This window comes from Ochrobactrum sp. AP1BH01-1, assembly GCF_018066705.1.
Taxonomy (GTDB): domain Bacteria; phylum Pseudomonadota; class Alphaproteobacteria; order Rhizobiales; family Rhizobiaceae; genus Brucella.
This window is the reverse complement of the sequence record NZ_JAGPOU010000002.1, coordinates 797,585-817,405: the sequence shown is the minus strand read 5'-3', so window position 1 is coordinate 817,405 and position 19,821 is coordinate 797,585. Positions and strand designations below refer to the sequence as shown.

Here is a 19,821-nt window from a genome sequence, read left to right as displayed (position 1 = left end):
CACTGTGCGTTTTTCCCCGACCCTTCGAGACGCCGTTTTCAACGGCTCCTCAGGGTGAGGGAAAAGAAAAGCGTCGAGAGTATAGGTGATACCTCCCGGAATCAAAAACTCTCCCACATCACTACACATTATCCAGACGCGAAATCAGCTCACACTTTTGGGAGGCGCGCTTTATACCAGAGCGGTTCCTGTTCTAACAGAATCGCCGGAACCGCTCTAACTATTTGTTTTATCGCATTATCCAACGCATCGAAGCGGGATAAGAAATCAGTCCGGTGAACTGATTTCCCCGCGTAGACGTTTCACACTTTTGCTGGAAATGCTCTAGGTCTCGTTGAGCTTGACTCATCGAGACTTGGTCGAGCCCGTGCGGTGATTGAGCATTTTCAGGGCGTGATGCGTTAGCATTTCAGCGCCCTGCTATCAGGTATTGAAGCGGAACAGCATCACATCGCCGTCATGGACGATGTATTCCTTGCCTTCGTCCCTTGCCTTGCCTGCTTCCTTCGCGCCGACTTCGCCATTGTATTTGACGTAGTCTTCATAGGCGATGGTCTGGGCGCGGATGAAGCCGCGCTCGAAATCGGTATGGATGACACCGGCAGCGCCGGGAGCCTTGGTGCCGCGCCGGATGGTCCAGGCGCGGGTTTCCTTCGGTCCTGCGGTGAAATAGGTGATGAGGTCGAGAAGCTTGTAACCGGCGCGGATCAGGCGGTCGAGGCCCGGTTCCTCAAGATCCATGCTTTCCAGATATTCCCTGGCTTCCTCATCGGGCAGCTGTGCGACTTCCGCCTCGATAGCGGCGGAAATGATGACCGTCTGCGCGCCCTGTTCCTCGGCCATCTTGTCGACGGCTGCGCTATATTCGTTGCCCTTGGCGGCGTCGCCTTCCGCAACGTTGCAGACATAAAGAACGGGCTTGGAAGTCAGCAGGTTCAGGCCCTTCAGGATCAGAAGGTCTTCCGGCGAAATGTCCTTCAGCATCAGGCGGACCGGCTGGCCGTTCTGAAGCAGTTCAAGTGCGGCTTCCATCACCGGCAGGATGGTAAGCGCTTCCTTGTCCTTGCCGGTGGCGCGCTTGCGGATCTGCACGATACGGCGCTCGATGCTTTCGAGGTCCGACAGCATCAGTTCGGTTTCAACGGTCTGGGCGTCCGATACGGGATCGATGCGGCCTTCAACGTGGGTAATGTCGTCATCCTCGAAGCAGCGCAGAACATGCACGATGGCATCGACTTCGCGGATGTTGGCGAGGAACTGGTTGCCGAGACCTTCGCCCTTCGAGGCGCCGCGCACGAGGCCCGCAATGTCCACGAAGTTGATGCGGGTCGGGATGATTTCCTTTGATCCGGCGATCTTGGCGATTTCGTTCTGGCGCGGATCGGGAACCGCCACTTCGCCGGTGTTCGGCTCGATGGTGCAGAACGGATAGTTCGCGGCCTGTGCGGCGGCCGTTTTGGTCAGCGCGTTGAAAAGCGTCGACTTGCCAACGTTTGGCAGACCGACGATGCCGCATTTGAAACCCATGATCGTACCTGTCTCGATAAATAGAATTACCGTCGCTATGCGACATCGGAGTATGGAGCGTCAAGAGGCGCGGCCGTCGCCAGGGATTAATCCTTCTTTCCCAGCAGCTTTTTCAGCATTTCGGCCATAGGGCCGCTTTCGGGAATGGCCGGTTTCTTCTGGTTCTGCCGCGCCTGACGGATATGGCTTTGCGCCTTGGCCTTTGCTTCAGGGGGAGCCTTTTCCAGTTGCGCCGGGTCGGCCTTAAACCCGTTGGGCCGCTGATTGCCGTCGCCCATGGCGAGCGCAACGCGGTTCATGAAACTGTTGTCCTCGCCCTTGGCGAGCATGGCGACATTATCGGCGACAGCGCCCAGAAGCGTATCCAGCCATTCATTGTCGGCCTTGGCGAAATCGCCGAGGACATAATTATGTACCAGTTCCTTCGCACCCGGGTGACCGATGCCAAGCCGCATGCGGCGATAATTCTGGCCACCGGGAAAGGATTGCATATGGGCGTCGATAGACTTGATGCCATTATGGCCGCCGGAGCCGCCGCCGGTCTTGATGCGCAGCTTGCCGGGAACGAGGTCCAGTTCGTCATAGATCACGACGAGATCGGCAGGCGTCAGCTTATAAAAGCGCATGGCCTCGCCGATGGACTGGCCGGAGAGATTCATGAAGGTCTGCGGCTTGATGAGCAGCACCTTTTCGCCGTCGATCACGCCGTCGGCGATTTCGGCCTGAAATTTCTTCTGCCAGTTGGAAAAGCGATGGCGGCGGAATATTTCATCCGCCGCCATGAAACCGATATTGTGCCGGTTATGCGCATATTTGGGGCCCGGATTGCCAAGACCTGCGATGAGCAGCATGGTATTCAGACCCCTAATATCAGGAAGCGATTATTCGCCGTCCTTGGCTTCTTCTTCTGCAGCGCCTTCTGCGGCTTCTTCCGACTTCAGGCCGGCAGGAGCAGCGATCGTGGCGATGGTGAAGTCGCGATCCTGGATAGCAGGCGTCACGCCCTTCGGCAGCTTGATTGCCGAAATGTGAACCGAGTCACCGATTTCGAGGCCGGTCAGGTCGAATTCAAGTGCTTCCGGAATTGCATTGGCCGGAACGATCAGTTCAACGTCGTGGCGAACGATGTTGAGAACGCCGCCGCGCTTGATGCCGGGAGCTGCTTCTTCGTTCTTGAAGTGAACCGGAACATTCACGTGGACGACCGACTTCGCGGAAACGCGCAGGAAGTCGACATGCTGCGGGAAGTCGCGGACCGGGTCCAGCTGGTAGTCCTTCGGGAGGACCTGAATCTTCTTGCCGTCTACTTCGATCGTGGCAACCGTGGTCTTAAAACCACCGCCATGGATCTTGTAGAAGATCTCCTTGTAGGAGACGGCGATTGCGAGGGGCTCCTGCTTGTCGCCATAGATGACTGCAGGAATCTGGCCGTTGCGACGCAGTTCGCGGGAGGACCCCTTACCAACCCGGGTACGCAGATCGGCCTTGAGCACGTAAGTCTCGCTCATGGCATTTCCTTTCGATGTTACTGGAGTGTCGCTTGTTTTCTGAGCATGATCTTGTCCGAAAACCGGTTTCCCACTTTTCGAGATCATGCTTCAACAAACGACATGAAACAGCCCGTATCGTCTGTCACAAGGTGAAAGACCGGACCGCTCCATTCCGCGTTGCCTCCAAGGGTGTCTACGCGGATGGCGGTGCTATAGAGCATAGCGTGCGGCGGCGCAAGTTTTTTGGGTTTGCCTTTGCGCAGGGCTGACTAGACCATAGTTGAAAAAATGCACCCGATGGCCTATATTCGGATCGGTAGCTGAAGCGCTAACTCCAGCTACCGGGTTCTTAGCTAAAGAATTGTACCCGCACTGTAGCTCGCCAGCTGGTGCGGGTTTTCTTTATTCTAAGTGTGAATCTAATGGGTATTAACCACATAGAGTTCACCTCCGAATAGAGGGCAAAGCCTTTGCCTCGGTCGGAGTGGCTCATCCTCCCCGACGCGCCCGCTGGCTGGACGCCTGCTGCTTTTGCCCCCTCGTCAGATTGCTATCAAAACTTCAGGTTGAAATCTACTGCCCGGCATCTGTGGGCATTTGTCTTAACGGGTGGCATTTGACGCGCCAAAGATGTTAAGCGAATGCCTGATCGACTGGCGGCATGGCCGTGCGAGTCGTCTGTTTCTGTCATTTTCAATCAAGGAGGCGAGATGCAGGTCGGTATCGACATGGGTTCCGTCACTGGTAGCGGTTCTGCTTCGGCAGCGGCGCTGGGCGGTGGCAAGCAGGCCATGCTTGATCTTGAGGAGCTTCTCGCCACGCGCCTGCTCGTGCAGGGCAATTCCGGCTCCGGCAAATCGCATCTTCTGCGCCGTCTGCTGGAACAGAGCGCGCAATGGGTGCAGCAATGCATCGTCGACCCGGAAGGCGATTTCGTCACGCTGGCCGATCTTTACGGCCATGTGGTCGTTGATGCCGCTCGCACCGAAGCCGAACTGACCCGCATTGCCGGACGCATCCGCCAGCACCGTGTTTCGGTGGTGCTCAATCTGGAAGGGCTGGACGTTGAACAGCAGATGCGTTCGGCTGCGGCTTTTCTTGGCGGACTTTTCGATGCGGAACGTGATTATTGGTATCCGATGCTGGTCGTCGTGGATGAGGCGCAATTGTTTGCGCCTGCTGCCGCCGGTGAAGTGTCGGACGAAGCGCGCAAGCTTTCGCTGGGCGCGATGACCAATCTCATGTGCCGTGGGCGCAAGCGCGGGCTGGCGGGCGTCATCGCGACGCAACGACTGGCGAAGCTTGCCAAGAACGTTGCTGCCGAAGCCTCCAATTTTCTGATGGGGCGAACCTTTCTCGATATCGATATGGCGCGTGCTGCCGATCTTCTCGGCATGGAACGCAAACAGGCGGAAATGTTCCGCGATTTGCAGCGCGGGCATTTCGTGGCGCTTGGTCCTGCTCTGTCGCGCCGTCCATTGCCGATCAAGATCGGCAAGGTTGAGACATCGGCGCGTTCATCGTCGCCGAAGCTGATGCCGCTTCCCGATGCGCCGGAAGATGCGCTCGACCTCATTTTCACGCCTGCGCCGCAGGAAATCCGCACCGCTGTCCGCAGAGCGCCGCCACCGCCGCCGCCGCCATCGACAGCGGAAATTCTGGCTCAGGTGGCAAAGCCCAAGCCCGAAGCCGAACCGGTCGAAGCGCCGCTTTTCCCCGGTATCGTGGAAGCCGAACGCGAAGAGCTTCTGGAAAAGGTGATGCGCGAGATCGTGGACGACCCCGAAGCCTCGTTCCGCTCGGTTGCCGTTCTCTATCAGGATTTTCTGGTGCGCTGCCGCATTCACCGCGTTCCGGGCGAACCGCTGGCGCTACCGGCCTTCCGGCGCAGGCTGGCGGTGGCGCAAGCCAGCATCGAGAGCGATGTCGCCAATGGCGAGACATGGCAGCAGGCGCTTTCCTTGTCGGAAAGCCTCACCGACGATGTGCAGGGCGTGTTCCTGATTGTGGCGCAGGCAGCGGTGACAGGTGCTCCTTGCCCGTCCGATGCGGCTTTGGCGCGGGCCTATGGCACGCATTCGTTCAGCCGTGCGCGGCGTCTGCTGACCTATTTCGAAGAGCGCGGGCTTCTGGTGGTCCGCAATGATTTCAAGGGTATGCGCATCGTCAATTTCCCCGATCTCGGTTGTGAGACCGCGCCGGGCGACCCCAATGCGCCGGACGATTTTGCCGAAGAAGGTGCCGCAGCCGAGTAAGCCTGTGAAAACCGTCATGAACCTGCAATGATTGTCAGCAAGAGCTTGGTCGGATCATTCAGGATGACAGCGTGACACAGCCAATAAAGCAGCCGGATTTCAAAGAACTTTTCACGACATTCGGCAAGATCGGGCTTTTGTCCTTCGGCGGTCCGGCGGCGCAGATCGCCATGCTGCAACGCATCATCGTTGATGAGAAGAAATGGATGGATCAGGAACGACTGATCCACGCGCTCAATTTCTGCATGTTGCTGCCGGGGCCGGAAGCCATGCAACTTGCGACCTATGCAGGCTGGGCGGTGAAAGGCTGGCGCGGCGGCCTGCTGGCGGGGCTTTTGTTCGTGCTGCCCGGTGCGGCGGTCATGCTTGCATTGTCGGCGATCTATATTGCCTTCGGACATGTGGACGTGGTGGCCGGGCTCTTGTTCGGCCTGAAGGCTGCGGTTCTGGCCGTGGTTTTCGAAGCGCTGTACCGGATGGGAAAGCGTACGCTTGCTTCCGGTTTTTCCTATTGCGTAGCGATTGCGGCATTCATTGCGATAGCGCTTTTGAAACTGCCGTTTCCGCTTGTCGTTCTGCTGGCGGCTGTTGCGGGTGGCCTGCGACACGTGGTTCAGGGGAATGGCGCAACAACCGTTCTCGGCGAGGCGACGCCCGGCGCTTTGCGCGAGTTCACGCAGCAGACGGTCATCTGGGGCGGGCTTTGGCTTCTGCCGCTCGTCCTTCTTTATATGACCTTCGGCGGCGCGCATGTCTTCGCGCAGGAGGCGGGGTTTTTCTCAAAGCTGGCGGCGGTAACCTTCGGCGGCGCTTATGCGGTGCTGTCCTATACGGCGCAGCAGGCGGTAGACCATTTCAACTGGATGAAGCCCGGCGAAATGCTGACCGGGCTCGGTCTTGCCGAAACCACGCCGGGACCGCTGATCCTCGTTCTGGTTTTCGTCGGTTTTGTGGGGGCCGCGAACCTGTCCGGTCTGCCGCCGCTTGCGGGCGGGGTGATAGGCGGGCTGATCGCGCTGTGGTTTACCTTCGTGCCCTGTTTCCTATGGATACTGGCAGGGGCGCCTTTTGTGGAACGGCTACGTCAGGTGCGCTGGCTTTCGGCCATGCTAGGCGGCATCACGGCTGCGGTCGTCGGCGTTATCGCCAATCTGGCGCTGTGGTTTTCGCTCCATGTGATCTTTGCGCAGGTCGTGGAAAAGAGCGTCGGCCCCTTCGCGCTGCCCGTGCCGGTCTGGAGCACAATAGACAATGCCGCCGTCCTGATCGCAGGCGCGGCGGCATTTCTGCTTGTCGTTCTGAAGCTCAACATGCCGCTCGTGTTGTTGCTGGCGGCATGTCTCGGGATTGTGATCCGACTGGTGTTTTAGTCGAACAGGCTCGAAACGGATTCTTCCGCCGCCGTGCGGGCGATGGCTTCGCCGATGAGATCGGAGATCGAGAGCACGCGGATATTCGGCGCATCGTTGATGGCGGTCGTCGGCTGGATGGAATCGGTGATGACCAGTTCCTTCAGCTTGGACGAGGCGATACGGGCAACCGCGCCGCCGGAGAGAACGCCGTGCGTGATGTAGGCGGTGACGCTGTTCGCGCCCTTGTTGAGCAGGGCTTCGGCTGCGTTGCAGAGCGTGCCGCCGGAATCGACGATATCGTCGAACAGCAGGCAGTCCTTGCCGGAAACGTCGCCGATGACGTTCATGACTTCGGATTCACCCGGACGTTCGCGGCGCTTGTCCACGATGGCGAGCTGCGCGTCGATGCGCTTTGCCAGCGAACGGGCGCGCACCACGCCGCCGACGTCGGGGGATACGACCATGCAGTTGCCGGTCGCGTAATTGGCCTTCACGTCGCGGGCGATGACCGGAACGGCATAGAGATTGTCGGTCGGGATATCGAAGAAGCCCTGAATCTGGCCGGCGTGGAGATCGAGGGTCAGCACGCGGTTTGCACCGGCTTCGGTGATGAGATTGGCGACGAGCTTGGCAGAGATCGGCGTGCGCGGACCGGGCTTGCGGTCCTGACGGGCATAGCCGAAATAGGGCAGGACGGCGGTGATGCGGCGGGCCGAGGAGCGGCGGAAGGCATCGATCATGATGAGCAGTTCCATCAGGTGATCGTTTGCCGGGTAGGAGGTCGATTGCAGAACGAATACGTCTTCGCCGCGCACGTTTTCCTGAATCTCTACGAAGATTTCCTGATCGGCGAAGCGACGGACGCTGGCCTTGCCGAGCGGAATGTTGAGATATTGAGCAACGGATTCGGCAAGAACCCGGTTGGAGTTGCCTGCGAAAAGTTTCATTCTTTTGCCTCTGACGCCGATGCGGTCGCGGTTTGCAGTTTGGTTCTGTCGCAACAGTCCGCCGGAACGGACTTAATCTCTTAAAAACTTTAAGCTGCGTAGTTTTTGACGGGATCAAGTACTGCAGCTTGCAAGGTTTTCTTTCGGATGCGGGGGCTATTGCAAAGAGTCATCGTCATTGCAAGGCCCCCGGGAACACAATTGCTGTAAAAAGCCCGGTTTTCCGGCTTTCCCACAGTAGGCAAAACAGATTCAGCAAAAGATTTCAGTCTTTTGCTGCCAAAGCAAGTTTCTATGCGCGATTTGCCGCAAGCCAGGTGGAATATTCCTGCATGGTGCGATCGGCGATTGTCTGCATAGCGGAGGCGGGAACGACGCTCCATGAGTCTGCGGCGGCGCCCGGAACCTTCTCCTGCCCCTGTATGCGGTGGAGCCGGTTGCCCGAAGCGTCCAGAACGTCCCAGACATAGAGCACCGTGGTCTGGTTATCTTCCGAAAGAACGGAGAAATATCCCTTCATGACATAGGCGGCACCCGGCTCATTATTGCCCGCGAGCGCGATGCCTTTCGCCTTCGCGTCATCATTCATACGGTGGGTGAGCGGCGTCACCACATTGACCGGCGCGCCGACAATCGGGGCGATATGCAATTTGCCCGGTTTGAGCGCTGCACTGCGTTGCGGCGCTGCCGGCGTGGACGTTGCAGGTGTGGACGTTGCAGGCGTGGTGCCGGTTGCGGTTGTTCCCGCAGGTTGCGCGGCGCCCGTTGCCGAGGTGCCGGGCGTCGTCGTCGGCGCAACTTGGCCCGAACTCTGGCCAGAGCCCTGATTGCTGCCTTGCACGTTCAGCGCGGATTCAGTGCTGTTGCAGGCGGCAAGGACGCTCACAAGCAACCCGGCCAGCAACGACATCGTTGAAAGATGTGCCTTGTTCATGTTCGGCTTCATGCTCCTGAAGGCGCAGGTTCTCTGCGATAGGGCATTTACAGTTCAATCTGTCGACTTTTGCCGACGTGCCGTTTTATCGCCGATTGCGCCTCATTTGACAATCATATCAAGAGAATGGCGGGATAATGGCTGAGCCGCGCCATTTGTTGTGAGATATGTCTGCCCCAGCGTCATGGCGGTCTGCGTATCGGAATCCATGATGATCATATGCGCAAAAAGCGTCATGTCCGGCTGGATGCTTTCCGGGTTTCCGGCATAGAACATCTGCGGGTCCATCCATGACGGGGTGAAGCGCGCGCCCACCGAATAACCGCAGGCATTGAGCCGGTGACGGGTGAGGCCGTGCGCTTCCATGGTCCGCGCATGGGCGTCGAACACGTCGCCGAATGTCGAGGCGGGTGTCATCGCCGCTTCCACCGCTTCCAGTGCCTCGCGCGCAGCGGCATAAAGTTTCTGATGGTGCGCGGTCGGCTTGCCGACGATCAGCGTGCGCATCATCGGCGCGTGGTAGTGCCGGAAGACGCCCGACCATTCGAGCGTGAGCTGGTCGTTCTTGTTCAGCTTGCGCCGCCCGGACTTGTAGCGGCAGAGCAGGGCGTCGTCGCCGGAGCCGATGATATATTCGTTCGCGGGATAATCGCCGTCGCCCGCGAAATTGGCGCTCATCATCGCAGCCAGAATATCGGCTTCGTTCGCGCCGCCCTTGGTCAGCTTTATCGCCGCATCCAGCGCATCGTCGCTGAGTTCCGCGGCGCGTTTGGCATAGGCGATTTCAGCCGGGCTTTTCATCAGACGCAGGCGATCCACCATGCCGGACGCATCGTAAAGCTTGGCAAAGCTCTGCAACTGTTCGTCCAGCTTGCGGGCATTGGCACCGGTCAGGCCATGCGTCTGGTATTCGATCCCGATCCGCGTGCCGAGCAGGTCCAGTTCCGTCAGGATATTGCGCAGATCCGAGGCCGGATTGGCATTGTCGCGGTCGGTCCAGACGACGATGTTCTCGATGTTGGATGTATGGCGCGCCTGCCGCAGATCGGCGGAGCGCGTCATCAGCACCATGGACCCGTCGGCCTTCACGACAAGGCACTGGAAGAAGCAGAAACCGAATGTATCATAGCCGGTCAGCCAGTACATGCTCTCCTGCGCGAACAGCAGCAGTGCATCCAGCTTCTCCTCCTCCATCTTCAAGGTCAGACGGTCGCGACGTGCGGCGAATTCTTCCGGCTCGAAGTGAAGGGCCATGCGGTTCTCCTAATCTTCTATGATGGCGATCGCTGCAATCTGGCGCCCGTAATCGGGTTCGTTGCGATGGGTGGTGCGCCGGTAGGAATAGAACTGTTCCTCATCGGCATAGGTGCACTGGCGCAGCGATTCTGCCTGCACACCTGCCTTCGTCAGACGGTCGGTGATGAAGGTCCACAGATCGAACAGCTTGTGGTCGGCTTTTCCGGATGGACGGAAATAGGCGGTATAGGCCGGGTCCTTGCCGATGAATTCGGCATAAAATTCCGGTCCGACCTCATAGTTTTCCGGCCCGATGGTCGGGCCAAGAACAGCGACGATATTTTCGCGCTTCGCGCCAAGCCCGATCATCGCTTCGATGGTGTTTTCCAGCACGCCCGCAAATGCGCCGCGCCAACCGGCATGAGCGGAGCCTATGATTCCCGCTTCGTGATCGGCAAACAGCACCGGCCCGCAATCGGCGGAAAGCGCGCCAATGGCGATGCCCGGAACATTGGTCACCATAGCGTCGGCCTTCGGGCGCGGGCTGCCGAAGGGTTCTGTGACGTGAAGGACATCGGGCGAATGAACCTGATGCACGGTCATGAGATGATCGGGCGCAACGCCGAGGCTTTCCGCCACGCGGCGGCGATTTTCCGCGACCTTTTCCGGCACATCGTTCGATCCGCTGCCGACATTGAGGCCCGTATAGATGCCATCCGAAACGCCGCCCTTGCGGGTGAAGAAGCCGTGCGCAATCCGCTTCCCGTTCTGTCCGACGGGCTTTTCAAGGAGAGGCGAACGGAGCGGTTGCGGCGTGTCTGTCATGGCATTCTCACTTTAAACGGCGGGATGGTGGGGTAGGAGGGTCTGCTTGTCAAAAGCTTTTTGAAAGGCTTCAGGCAGGTTCGATAGGATAGAGGCGTGTCTGCCGGTCACTCAATGCGAGAACCTTGAACAAGGTTCCCATCTGGTCGGGTGCGGCCAGTCTTTCGACATCCTGCCTGATTTTTTCCTGAAACGCCGCATCCTTGCCTGCGCCGAGCCTTCCGGCGCGATCCAGCAGGCCCATTGCGAGCAGAAACTCGCCCTGCGTCATCGTCCCGGTCTTGCAGTTGCTGGCCCGAGCGGTCTTTTCCAGACTATCGAAATCGACATGGCTGGTGAGGTCGGCTTCCCCCGGATGGGCGAACACATCGTCAAAGCTGTGTTTCAGCATGGCTTGCAGCGTGTCGCCAAAGCCGGATTCCAGATGGCCGTAATCGATGTTGAGCGCCGCGCCGCGCGTTGTCGCGATACGGCTGGCGATTTCCTGCATCAAGGCCGTGCGCGCCGGGGCTGCTTCAAAGATAGCCCCTTCTTCTGCGTCTGCGTGACCTTGCGGCAGGAGAGCCGGATCGATACCGCCCAGACCGCTGACGAAGTGAAACTCTCCCCTGTCGTCGAGCGCGATCATCCGTTCGACAAAGCGGCCATTGGCCTTGACGAACTGCCGGAACGGGAGCGCATCGAACAGCTCATTGGTAACGAGGATCAAGGGGCCGTTGGGAATGTCAGCAAAGCGCTCGAACCAGTCGATTTTTACGCCTGCACTGGCCAGCTTTTCCTTTTGCCTCTCGACAAGGCGCGGGCTGGTTTCGATCATGGCTACGCGGGCAGTTGCCAGCATTTGCGGGGCGAGCCTTTCGATGGTGCGCAGCATGTCGCTCATCAGCGTGCCGCGGCCGGGGCCGATTTCGCACAGCACGAATGCGTCCGGGCGGCCCAGCGCATCCCATTCGCTGACGCACCAGATGCCGATCAGCTCGCCAAACATCTGGCTCACTTCCGGCGCGGTGATGAAATCGCCGTCACGTCCGAACGGTTCGCGCGTGGTGTAATAGCCTGCCTCACGATCGCCGAGGCAGGCTGCCATGTAATCGGCCACGCTGATCGGCCCGGAGGCGGCGATGAGGCGTTTCAGCCGGTCTTTCAGCGAGAGATCAGGCATCCTTGGCGGCAGCCCGGTTTGCACGCCACATGGCCCAGAGCCCGATCAGCACCATCGGCACCGAAAGCACCATGCCCATGGTGAGCCAGCCGCCGACGAGATAGCCGAGCTGGGCGTCCGGCTCGCGGAAGAATTCGACCGCGATGCGGCTGAGGCCGTAGCCGGTGACGAATGCGCCTGCGATAAAGCCCGGCTTCTTCAGCTTGCGCCCGACCCAGACCAGCAGGAACAGCACGAAGAAAAGCACAAGCCCCTCGAGGAAGGCTTCGTAAAGCTGGCTTGGATGGCGCGGCAGCGGGCCGCCATTGGGGAAATAGACCGCCCATGGCACGTCGCTGACGCGGCCCCAGAGTTCGGAATTGATGAAATTGGCGATGCGCACGACGCCGAGGCCGACCGGAACGCCGGCGGCAATCGTGTCGAACATGCTCCAGACCCTGATGCCGCGTGAGCGGGCGAACAGGATCATGGCGAGCGTCGTTCCCAGAATGCCGCCGTGGAACGACATGCCGCCATCCCACACCGCCGGAATGGCGAGCGGGTTGGAGATATAATAGGAGAAATTATAGAAGAGCACGTAGCCGATGCGTCCGCCGAGCACGACGCCGAGCGCGGCCCAGATGACGAAATCGTCGAGCGCTTCCGGGGCCATGGGCGGCTGGTTATTTGCCCACAGGCGATGGCTTCGCAGGAGCTTCTTGCCGTACCACCAGGCGAACATGATGCCGACCACATAGCCGAGGCCGTACCAGTGCACTGCCAGCGGCCCGATCCGGAAAATCACCGGATCGATATTGGGGAAGGCGAGCGCCGATACGGGCAGCAACGTCTCAATCATGAAATCACTCCGTTTTGTGAGGGAACATGCTGGACCAACCCTTTATGGTCAAGCCGTTCCCGCCGTGCTGCAAATCGCGTTTTTATGCGCTTCGGGTGCTGATGTACCCTTAAGGCAGCCTTAAGTACATTCGCCTCGTTCCTCGGGAGCTTGTGGTTTTTGCTCAGGCCGAGCGCGATCACTTTCCATGGCTGCGCTTGCATCGGACCCGAGACGGCCCTATTTCAAATTTATGTTTTCAACAGGTCTCTCCTGGAAATAAGGAATGATTGCCATGACCAGCGGACAGAACCGGGTTTTCGATGAACTCGCCAAGCTTGTGACGGATGCGGCAGGCGCTGCGCAGGGCGTGCGCCGCGAAGTGGAAACGGCGTTGCGTTCGCAAGGAGAACGCGTGCTGAACACGCTCGACGTGGTGCAGCGCGAAGACTTCGAAGCCGTCCGTGAAATGGCGATCAAGGCACGTGCGGAAAACAGCGCCTTGCTGGCAAGAATCGAAGCTCTCGAAGCGCGTCTTGCGAAATTTGAAGTCGATTCTGATGCCAAACCGGCAAAATCGGCTTCAACTTCGGCTAAATCCAAAAATAATCCCTGAATATTTATTAACAGGCCGCAAGTGGCAAAAACCCTTGTCTTAGAGTCGCTTAAGGCAAGGGGCGCGGCCGGTCCCTCGTATATTTCCACATGCTTTCATGTCTCTTTTTTGAAAAGGGGCTGGCGTTCAGATTCAGCATCAATAGACTGAAAACACTACATGATTCGTAACGCGGTCATGTAGGCGGCGGCGAGGGGCTGAGTGTCAGGTTTCGCGTCTTTCAGGCTGCTTTCCAGTATCAGTTGCGTATGTGCGTGTGCCATTGGGGCGCTTGCATGCCGTTGTGCATGCCGGTTCCTCGACCGATCAATTCGTGCCTGTTTTCCTGCGCTTGTTCTTGCGCGGTGGCTGGCGCGGGCGGGCAAATTCTTGCGCGCCGGGAATTAGGAAGCATCTGGGGGCAGGTGTTTCCCAGAACAGGAAACGGACATGGGCCTTCTTGAGCTTGAATTCGCGCGTGAGGCGCATCCGGTGGATGTGATCGAGCAGGTCGCGCATTCAAACGACTGGACGTTCGAGCGGACTGGCGACGACGAAATCGCAATCTCGGTTGCGGGCAACTGGACTGACTATCACATCTCGTTTTCCTGGATGGAGGATTTCGAGGCACTGCATCTGGCCTGCGCATTCGACATCAAGGTGGCCGAGCCGCGCGTGAACGAAGTGATGCGCCTGCTTTCGCTCATCAACGAAAAACTGCTGATGGGCCATTTCGACCTCTGGCAGCAGGAAGGCGCGATCATGTATCGCCAGTCGCTGCTGCTGGCAGGCGGTGCGGAACCGACGAGCCGTCAGGTTGAAGTGCTGCTGTCGGCGGCGCTGGAAGCGTGCGAAGCCTATTTCCAGGCTTTCCAGTTCGTGGTCTGGTCGGGCGTCACGGCGCGCGAGGCGCTGGAAAGTGTTGTATTCGAGACCGTCGGTCGCGCCTGAGAGCCTGTTCCAAAAGTCGCCCTGTGCGGCTGCAAATGGCAATTTGTCTACGTTCCGGTGCTCACGTAGCTTTCTCAGACGCATAGTCTTATCCGAAAAGTTTGCAACTTTTCGGGACTATGCTCGGAAGTACGCTCCGGTACTCGAAAATCGCCATTTTCGCACACACATGACGCTTTTGAATTCAGGCTCTCATCCGATCGTGAATGAGTGAGGGGGACGAGAAAATGAGCGAAGCAACCACCATCAGCTGGGCGGATTTCGAAAAGGTCGATATCCGCAGTGGAACCATCGTGGAAGCCGTGCCCTTTCCGGAAGCGCGCAAGCCCGCCTATAAGCTGAAGATCGATTTCGGCGAAAAGATCGGCATCAAGAAATCGTCGGCCCAGATTACCAAGCGCTATACGGCGGAGGAACTGGTCGGCAAGCAGGTCATGGCCGTGGTGAATTTCCCGCCACGGCAGATCGGCCCCTTCATGTCGGAAGTGCTGACGCTCGGCATGCCGGACGAGGACGGCGAAGTGGTCCTCGCGGCAATCGACAAGCCGGTGCCGAACGGCGGCAAGCTTTATTAAGAGCATGATGATTTTGCGTTGAGCAACTGCGTTGATCCCTCATCCTGAGGAGGCTTCTGAGCTTGCGAAGGAGCCGTCTCGAAGGACGAGGGCAGGCACTGTGCATTTTCCCTCAGCCCTTCGAGACGCCGTTTTCAACGGCTCCTCAGGATGAGGGAAAAGAAGCGTGAAAACTCCTGCTTATCGCTTTGCTCTGAAGTTTATTTCCCCAGCCCCAAGCCAGAACGCCCAGAACATTTTCAGCAAAAGTGTGAAACGGCTACGCGGGGAAATCAGTTCACCGGACTGATTTCTTAACCCGCTTCGATGCGTTGGATAATGCGATAAGTTAGAGCGGTTCCGGCGATTGCGTTAGAACAGGAACCGCTCTAAGCCGGAATATGGATGATGGCGCGGAGGCCGCCCAGAGGCGAATCTTCCAGCGTGATGTCGCCGCCATGACTGCGCGCGATGTCGCGGGCAATCGCAAGACCCAGCCCGCCCGTGCCGCCTGAATCCTGCGTCCGCGCTTCATCCAGCCGGACGAACGGCTTGAAGACATCTTCCCGGCGGTCTTCCGGAATGCCCGGTCCATCATCGTCCACGACGACTTTCAGCCAGCCCTCAACATGCGAAATCGACAGCTCGACATTTTGCGCGTGACGGAAGGCATTCGATACGAGATTGCTGACCAGACGCGAGAAGGCGTTGGGGCGCACATGAACTTCGCTGTCACCCTCGATGCGGTATTTGAAGCCGCGTTCGCGCAGGCGCGCCTCGTTCTCCAGCTTCTCGCACAGTCTGGTGACGTCATAGCTTGCCGTTTCTTCCGAACCTTCGCCGCGCGCAAAGGCAAGATAGCCTTCAAGCATGGTCTGCATGTCGGCGATATCCTGATTGAGCGGTTCCGTGTCGATGGAATGGCCAGCGAGCGCCAGTTGCAGCTTGAAGCGGGTGAGGATGGTGCGCAGATCGTGGCTGACGCCCGACAGCATCGCCGTGCGCTGCTCGATCTGGCGCTCGATGCGCGAGCGCATCTGGATGAAGGCGATGCCGGCGCGCCGCACTTCCTCGGCCCCGCGCGGGTGAAAACCTTCCGGCATGGGCCGACCCTTGCCGAAACTTTCGGCTGCCTCGGCAAGCTGCTGGATCGGCTTGATCTGGTTGCGCAGGAAGGCGATGGCGATGATCAGCAGAACGAGCGCGGTGCCGACCATCCATGTCAGGAAGATGCCGGTATTGGATGCATAGGCCTGGCTGCGCCTTGCAAAGACGCGCAGCACCTTGTCCTCAAGCTTGATGCGGATTTCGATGAGATCGGAATCGCCCACCGTGTCCACCCAGAAGGGCCTGTTGATCTGGCGGGTAATCTCTTCGCTCAGGAAGTAATCGAGAATGGCGAAGAACGGCTTCGGTCCGGGCGGCGGCAGCGGATCGGGCGGCAGGATCGAGATGTTCAGCGCCAGCCGCTGCTGCGAGATGCGGATCAGATTATCGTAGCCCGGTTCCTGCGGATAGGTTTCGAGAATGTCGATGATTGCGGAAATATCGCGCACCACGGCGGTGGAAAGGCGTTCCGTCACCATCTGCCAGTGACGTTCCATGAACACATAGGCGATCACGGACTGCAGCAGCACCATCGGCGCGATGATGATGATGAGCGACCGCGCATAAAGCCCCTTGGGCATTGTGCGGGCCAACCAGCGGGAGAATTTTCTCAAGGGCGATTTCATCCTGTCAGGCCCACACTGGCTGCGGCATAAGGGCGATGTTCGCGGTCAGCGATGCCAATTCGCAGCGTTCCGCACAACCGGTGAAATCTTTCCAGGTTGCGCTTCGCGTTCTGTGAAAACGCCATTTCAGATCGCATCGCCCCGGCACTGCCGATTGCTACTCGATGCTCAGCTTGTAGCCGATGCCGCGCACGGTCTGGAGCCAGACCGGATTGGCCGGGTCCTGCTCGATCTTGCGGCGAAGGCGATTGATCTGGACGTCAATCGTGCGCTCGCCGACATCGCCGTCCTGGCCGGTCAGCTCGTGACGGGGGATCGTTTCACCGGCCCGCTCGGCGAAGATCGCCATGATGTCCTGCTCGCGATCGGTCAGCTTGATCGTTTCTGAGCCCTTTTTCAGCTCGCGGCGCGGGATGAAGAAAGTATAGGGGCCGAACACGATCTGTTCGATCTTCGGCTGGGCGGGCGGAGCTCCGCGCCGCAGGATGTTGTTGATGCGAAGCGTCAGCTCGCGGGGATCGAAGGGCTTGGGCAGGTAGTCATCGGCGCCCGCGGCGAGCCCGTCGATGCGGCTGTCGGTCTCCGACAGGGCAGTCAGCATGAGAATGGGGACATTCTTCTGCTCGCGCAGCGAGCGCGTCAGCGAAACGCCGGTCTCGCCCGGCATCATGACGTCGAGGATCAGAAGGTCGAAATCGATGCCTTCCAGCTTGCGGCGCGCTTCGGCGGCGCTGCCGGCCATGGTGACACGGAAACCGCTATTGGTCAGATATTGCGAGAGAAGGCTGCGGATGCGCGTATCGTCATCAACGACGAGGAGATGCGGCGCGTCATCCGAGAGCTGCTTTTCTTCTTCTGCTGCCATGGCGTCTTTCGATCCCGTTCCGATTATTCGACTATGACGCAACGTGCGTCGCCGGGCATATTACTCATTGGAATGCGGCACGTCTATTCACTGCCTGTATGGACATGTTTTTATACAAGCACTTACTGCAACCAGACGTAACACTAGAGCGCCTTTCGATCTGATTGGATCAGACCGGCGCTCGATCTCTTCGTTTTGACGCGCATCTTTTCCGAAAGCCGTTTCACACTTTTCGGGATGCACTCTAATATCTAATCATTACCGGCGCCGGCAGAAAACTCGTCGATCTGCGCACGCCGTTCGGGATTGACCATATTATAGAGGAAGCGTTCGATCACTGCGCGGTCCTGCGGGGCGCAATCCTCCAGTGCGCGCGCGATGCGCCGCGACTGGGGCAGGGCGAGGGCCAGCGTCAGCTCGCGACCGCTCCTGGTCGGGTAAAGCTTGCGGTGGCGGCGGTCATGCAAGCCGGTGGCCTGTACGACATGGCCGGTATCGATCAGCTGCTTGAGCACCCGCGACAGGCTCTGCTTGGTGATCCGCAAAACCTCCAGCAGCTCCGCAACCGTCATGCCGGGCTTGCGGTTGATGAAATAGAGGACACGGTGATGGGCCCGCCCGAAGCCGATCTTCTCCAGAATAAGATCAGGGTCGGCGGTGAAGTCGCGATAAGAAAAAAACAGAAGTTCGATCACGTTGAGATCGGCCGCCTCCTCAGCCGTCAACGGATTGCTTATATAATTCAGATCGTTCGTCGAATTCACATCTGTGCTCCGTTCTGCCGCGTTAAATATGTCAGCATTATTGACATAATTCAATCGCCCAGATAATTTTCGATAAGCGTGAGCTGGCTTTTTTGGAATAATGTTTGCGCTGACGCATGTATGGAGGGGGAATAATTGCGCTGACCGGTTTGCCGCCGCGTCTTCTGAAGACGGGACGGTGAGAAATGGACGACGCAATATTTCGTCCCGATGGAGGATTATTTTCTTTCCATGCATGCTCCGGCTGGATTTCGCGCAATATGTTTGCGTGACCTCAAAGCATTTTGAACAAAAAGGCCAGCAATTACGCAGAAAAAGGTGGCCGTCTCACCATTTATATCGATTTAACTGGGGAAGACGGGTCGCGGAGAAGTTCGTCCGGTCTGAAATCGGCCTGAAACCGTGTCGAGACAGCGCCGCGAGAAAGTTAAGGAGCAAGAAAATGGCTGCGATTCCATTCGATCAACGGGACGGATTTATCTGGCTGGACGGAGAATTCGTCGACTGGAAAGATGCAAAAATCCATGTGCTGACCCATGGCCTGCATTATGCGAGCGCCGTGTTTGAGGGCGAGCGCGCCTACGGCGGCGAGATCTTCAAGCTCAACGAGCATACCGAACGCCTGCACGAGTCGGCGCGCATTCTCGGCTTCGAGATTCCTTTCAGCGTCGCGGAAATCAACAATGCCTGCCGCGAGCTGTTGAAGAAGCAGGGATTTGAGGACGCCTATGTGCGCCCGATTGCCTGGCGCGGATCGGATTCGCTTGGCGTATCGGCGCAGAACAACCGCATTCATCTGGCCATCGCCATCTGGCAGTGGCCGAGCTATTTCTCGCCTGAGGAAAAGATGAAGGGCATCCGGCTCGACATCGCCGAATATTGCCGCCCGGACCCGCGCACCGCGCCGTCACGCTCGAAAGCGTCCGGTCTCTACATGATCTGCACGATCTCGAAACATGCCGCCGAGGCCAAGGGCTATGCGGATGCGCTGATGCTCGACTGGCGCGGGCAGGTTGCCGAAGCAACCGGCGCGAATGTCTTCTTCGTCAAGGACGGGGCGCTGCACACGCCGAAGCCTGACTGCTTCCTCGACGGCATCACGCGCCGCACGATCATTGATCTTGCAAAGCGCCGCGGCATCGAAGTCATCGAACGGGTGATCATGCCGGAGGAACTTGCCGGTTTCTCCGAATGCTTCCTGTGCGGAACGGCTGCGGAAGTGACGCCGGTTTCCGAGATCGGACAATACCGGTTCAAGCCTTCCGAAATTACAAATGTTCTAATGAATGACTATTCTGCGGAAGTTCAGCCGAAGCGGGCGGCGGCCGAATAGTAGGTACTGATCCAGGTTTTAAACAGAAAAAGAGCGGTCTTCGGGCCGCTTTTTTGTTAATCCGTCGCTTATTGTTTGACATTGGAAAGTTTCGGCACAAGATTTTTTTGCCGGAGTCGCGCTATTCCGGTTTTAAAACTCAGATGGGGTGACGATTATGGAAGCTCTACTACCTCTCATTCTTCAGCTGGTCGCTGGCGCGGTTGGCGGCAACATCGCAGGCGCAGTCAAGAATATCAGTCTGGGCACCACGGGTAACACGGTGGCAGGCGGCATCGGTGGTGTCATCCTCGGTCAGCTGCTCCCGATGCTGTCCGGCGGCGGCCTCGATTCCGTTCTCAACGGCGTTGTCGGCCAGCTGGCTGGCGGCGGTGTCGGCGGTATCGTACTCACGGCCATTGTCGGCCTGATCAAGAACGCGATGGCCGCCAAGGCCTGATGCATCGCAGAACGTAAGGTTGTGGGGACAACCGGCAAGACG

The 19,821-nt window shown here is 58.5% G+C and carries 19 protein-coding genes; 7 read left to right on the top strand and 12 right to left on the bottom strand.

The genetic code is table 11. The annotated features are described in order from the left end of the window. Positions 1-423: 423 nt before the first annotated feature. The 3 genes from ychF to J9800_RS09295 form a co-directional block, all read right to left on the bottom strand. Positions 424-1,527 (bottom strand): redox-regulated ATPase YchF, encoded by a 1,104-nt coding sequence (gene ychF, locus J9800_RS09305; protein ID WP_114216316.1) that lies wholly within the window; start codon positions 1,525-1,527, stop codon positions 424-426. Positions 1,528-1,613: 86 nt separating this feature from the next. Next, complete coding sequence (pth, locus tag J9800_RS09300; protein WP_114216317.1) at positions 1,614-2,378, bottom strand: aminoacyl-tRNA hydrolase; 765 nt, start codon at positions 2,376-2,378, stop codon at positions 1,614-1,616. 30 nt (positions 2,379-2,408) lie between these two features. Beyond that, a complete protein-coding gene (locus J9800_RS09295) occupies positions 2,409-3,035 on the bottom strand; it encodes a 50S ribosomal protein L25/general stress protein Ctc (protein ID WP_112585756.1) in 627 nt (208 codons plus the stop codon). Positions 3,036-3,727: 692 nt separating this feature from the next. Here J9800_RS09295 and J9800_RS09290 point away from each other — a divergent pair. Together J9800_RS09290 and chrA are read left to right on the top strand one after the other, a co-directional pair. Continuing rightward, positions 3,728-5,272: an ATP-binding protein gene (locus J9800_RS09290; RefSeq protein WP_112585758.1), complete on the top strand. Its 1,545-nt coding sequence runs from the start codon at positions 3,728-3,730 to the stop codon at positions 5,270-5,272. A 71-nt stretch (positions 5,273-5,343) separates the two neighbouring features. After that, positions 5,344-6,642, top strand: a complete 1,299-nt coding sequence (gene chrA, locus J9800_RS09285; protein WP_114216318.1) for a chromate efflux transporter — start codon at positions 5,344-5,346, stop codon at positions 6,640-6,642. Here the strand turns inward: chrA and J9800_RS09280 are convergent. The 6 genes from J9800_RS09280 to lgt all read right to left on the bottom strand — a co-directional run bounded on the left by J9800_RS09280 (position 6,639) and on the right by lgt (position 12,566). After that, positions 6,639-7,571 carry a ribose-phosphate pyrophosphokinase gene (locus tag J9800_RS09280; RefSeq protein WP_061345920.1) on the bottom strand — a complete coding sequence of 311 codons (933 nt, stop codon included), beginning with the start codon at positions 7,569-7,571 and terminating at the stop codon, positions 6,639-6,641. The genes chrA and J9800_RS09280 overlap by 4 nt on opposite strands. Before the next feature lie 292 nt (positions 7,572-7,863). Next, the gene (locus J9800_RS09275; protein WP_114216319.1) at positions 7,864-8,517 is read right to left on the bottom strand and encodes a hypothetical protein; all 654 of its coding nucleotides are present in this window, start codon (positions 8,515-8,517) and stop codon (positions 7,864-7,866) included. Positions 8,518-8,607: 90 nt separating this feature from the next. Next, on the bottom strand, positions 8,608-9,759 hold the full coding sequence (locus J9800_RS09270) for a M24 family metallopeptidase (RefSeq protein ID WP_112585764.1): 1,152 nt from the start codon (positions 9,757-9,759) through the stop codon (positions 8,608-8,610). Between the two features lie 9 nt (positions 9,760-9,768). Then, a complete protein-coding gene (pgeF, locus tag J9800_RS09265; protein WP_114216320.1) occupies positions 9,769-10,566 on the bottom strand; it encodes a peptidoglycan editing factor PgeF in 798 nt (265 codons plus the stop codon). 70 nt (positions 10,567-10,636) lie between these two features. Beyond that, the gene (locus J9800_RS09260; protein ID WP_114216321.1) at positions 10,637-11,728 is read right to left on the bottom strand and encodes a class I SAM-dependent methyltransferase; all 1,092 of its coding nucleotides are present in this window, start codon (positions 11,726-11,728) and stop codon (positions 10,637-10,639) included. Further along, complete coding sequence (gene lgt / locus J9800_RS09255) at positions 11,721-12,566, bottom strand: prolipoprotein diacylglyceryl transferase (protein ID WP_114216322.1); 846 nt, start codon at positions 12,564-12,566, stop codon at positions 11,721-11,723. Before lgt ends, J9800_RS09260 begins: the two co-directional genes overlap by 8 nt. Positions 12,567-12,840: 274 nt before the next feature. Here lgt and J9800_RS09250 point away from each other — a divergent pair, with 274 nt between their 5' ends. The 3 genes from J9800_RS09250 (at position 12,841) to J9800_RS09240 (ending at position 14,666) form a co-directional block, all read left to right on the top strand. Beyond that, positions 12,841-13,161 carry an accessory factor UbiK family protein gene (locus J9800_RS09250; protein ID WP_114216389.1) on the top strand — a complete coding sequence of 107 codons (321 nt, stop codon included), beginning with the start codon at positions 12,841-12,843 and terminating at the stop codon, positions 13,159-13,161. A 429-nt stretch (positions 13,162-13,590) separates the two neighbouring features. After that, positions 13,591-14,091 carry a type III secretion system chaperone family protein gene (locus J9800_RS09245; RefSeq protein WP_112585772.1) on the top strand — a complete coding sequence of 167 codons (501 nt, stop codon included), beginning with the start codon at positions 13,591-13,593 and terminating at the stop codon, positions 14,089-14,091. Positions 14,092-14,318: 227 nt separating this feature from the next. After that, positions 14,319-14,666 carry a tRNA-binding protein gene (locus J9800_RS09240; protein ID WP_114216324.1) on the top strand — a complete coding sequence of 116 codons (348 nt, stop codon included), beginning with the start codon at positions 14,319-14,321 and terminating at the stop codon, positions 14,664-14,666. A gap of 368 nt (positions 14,667-15,034) precedes the next feature. Here J9800_RS09240 and J9800_RS09235 read toward each other — a convergent pair whose 3' ends face one another. From J9800_RS09235 to J9800_RS09225, 3 genes are all read right to left on the bottom strand, one after another. After that, positions 15,035-16,378: an ATP-binding protein gene (locus J9800_RS09235; RefSeq protein WP_114216325.1), complete on the bottom strand. Its 1,344-nt coding sequence runs from the start codon at positions 16,376-16,378 to the stop codon at positions 15,035-15,037. A gap of 157 nt (positions 16,379-16,535) precedes the next feature. Then, on the bottom strand, positions 16,536-17,243 hold the full coding sequence (locus tag J9800_RS09230; RefSeq protein ID WP_114216326.1) for a response regulator: 708 nt from the start codon (positions 17,241-17,243) through the stop codon (positions 16,536-16,538). A 251-nt stretch (positions 17,244-17,494) separates the two neighbouring features. Continuing rightward, positions 17,495-18,007, bottom strand: a complete 513-nt coding sequence (locus J9800_RS09225) for a MarR family winged helix-turn-helix transcriptional regulator (RefSeq protein ID WP_112585778.1) — start codon at positions 18,005-18,007, stop codon at positions 17,495-17,497. Between the two features lie 442 nt (positions 18,008-18,449). Between J9800_RS09225 and J9800_RS09220 the strand changes: the two genes are divergently transcribed. Continuing rightward, a complete protein-coding gene (locus J9800_RS09220; RefSeq protein WP_112585780.1) occupies positions 18,450-19,340 on the top strand; it encodes a branched-chain amino acid aminotransferase in 891 nt (296 codons plus the stop codon). Positions 19,341-19,497: 157 nt separating this feature from the next. Further along, positions 19,498-19,779 (top strand): hypothetical protein, encoded by a 282-nt coding sequence (locus tag J9800_RS09215; protein WP_006471911.1) that lies wholly within the window; start codon positions 19,498-19,500, stop codon positions 19,777-19,779. The last annotated feature ends 42 nt before the right edge of the window (positions 19,780-19,821 follow it).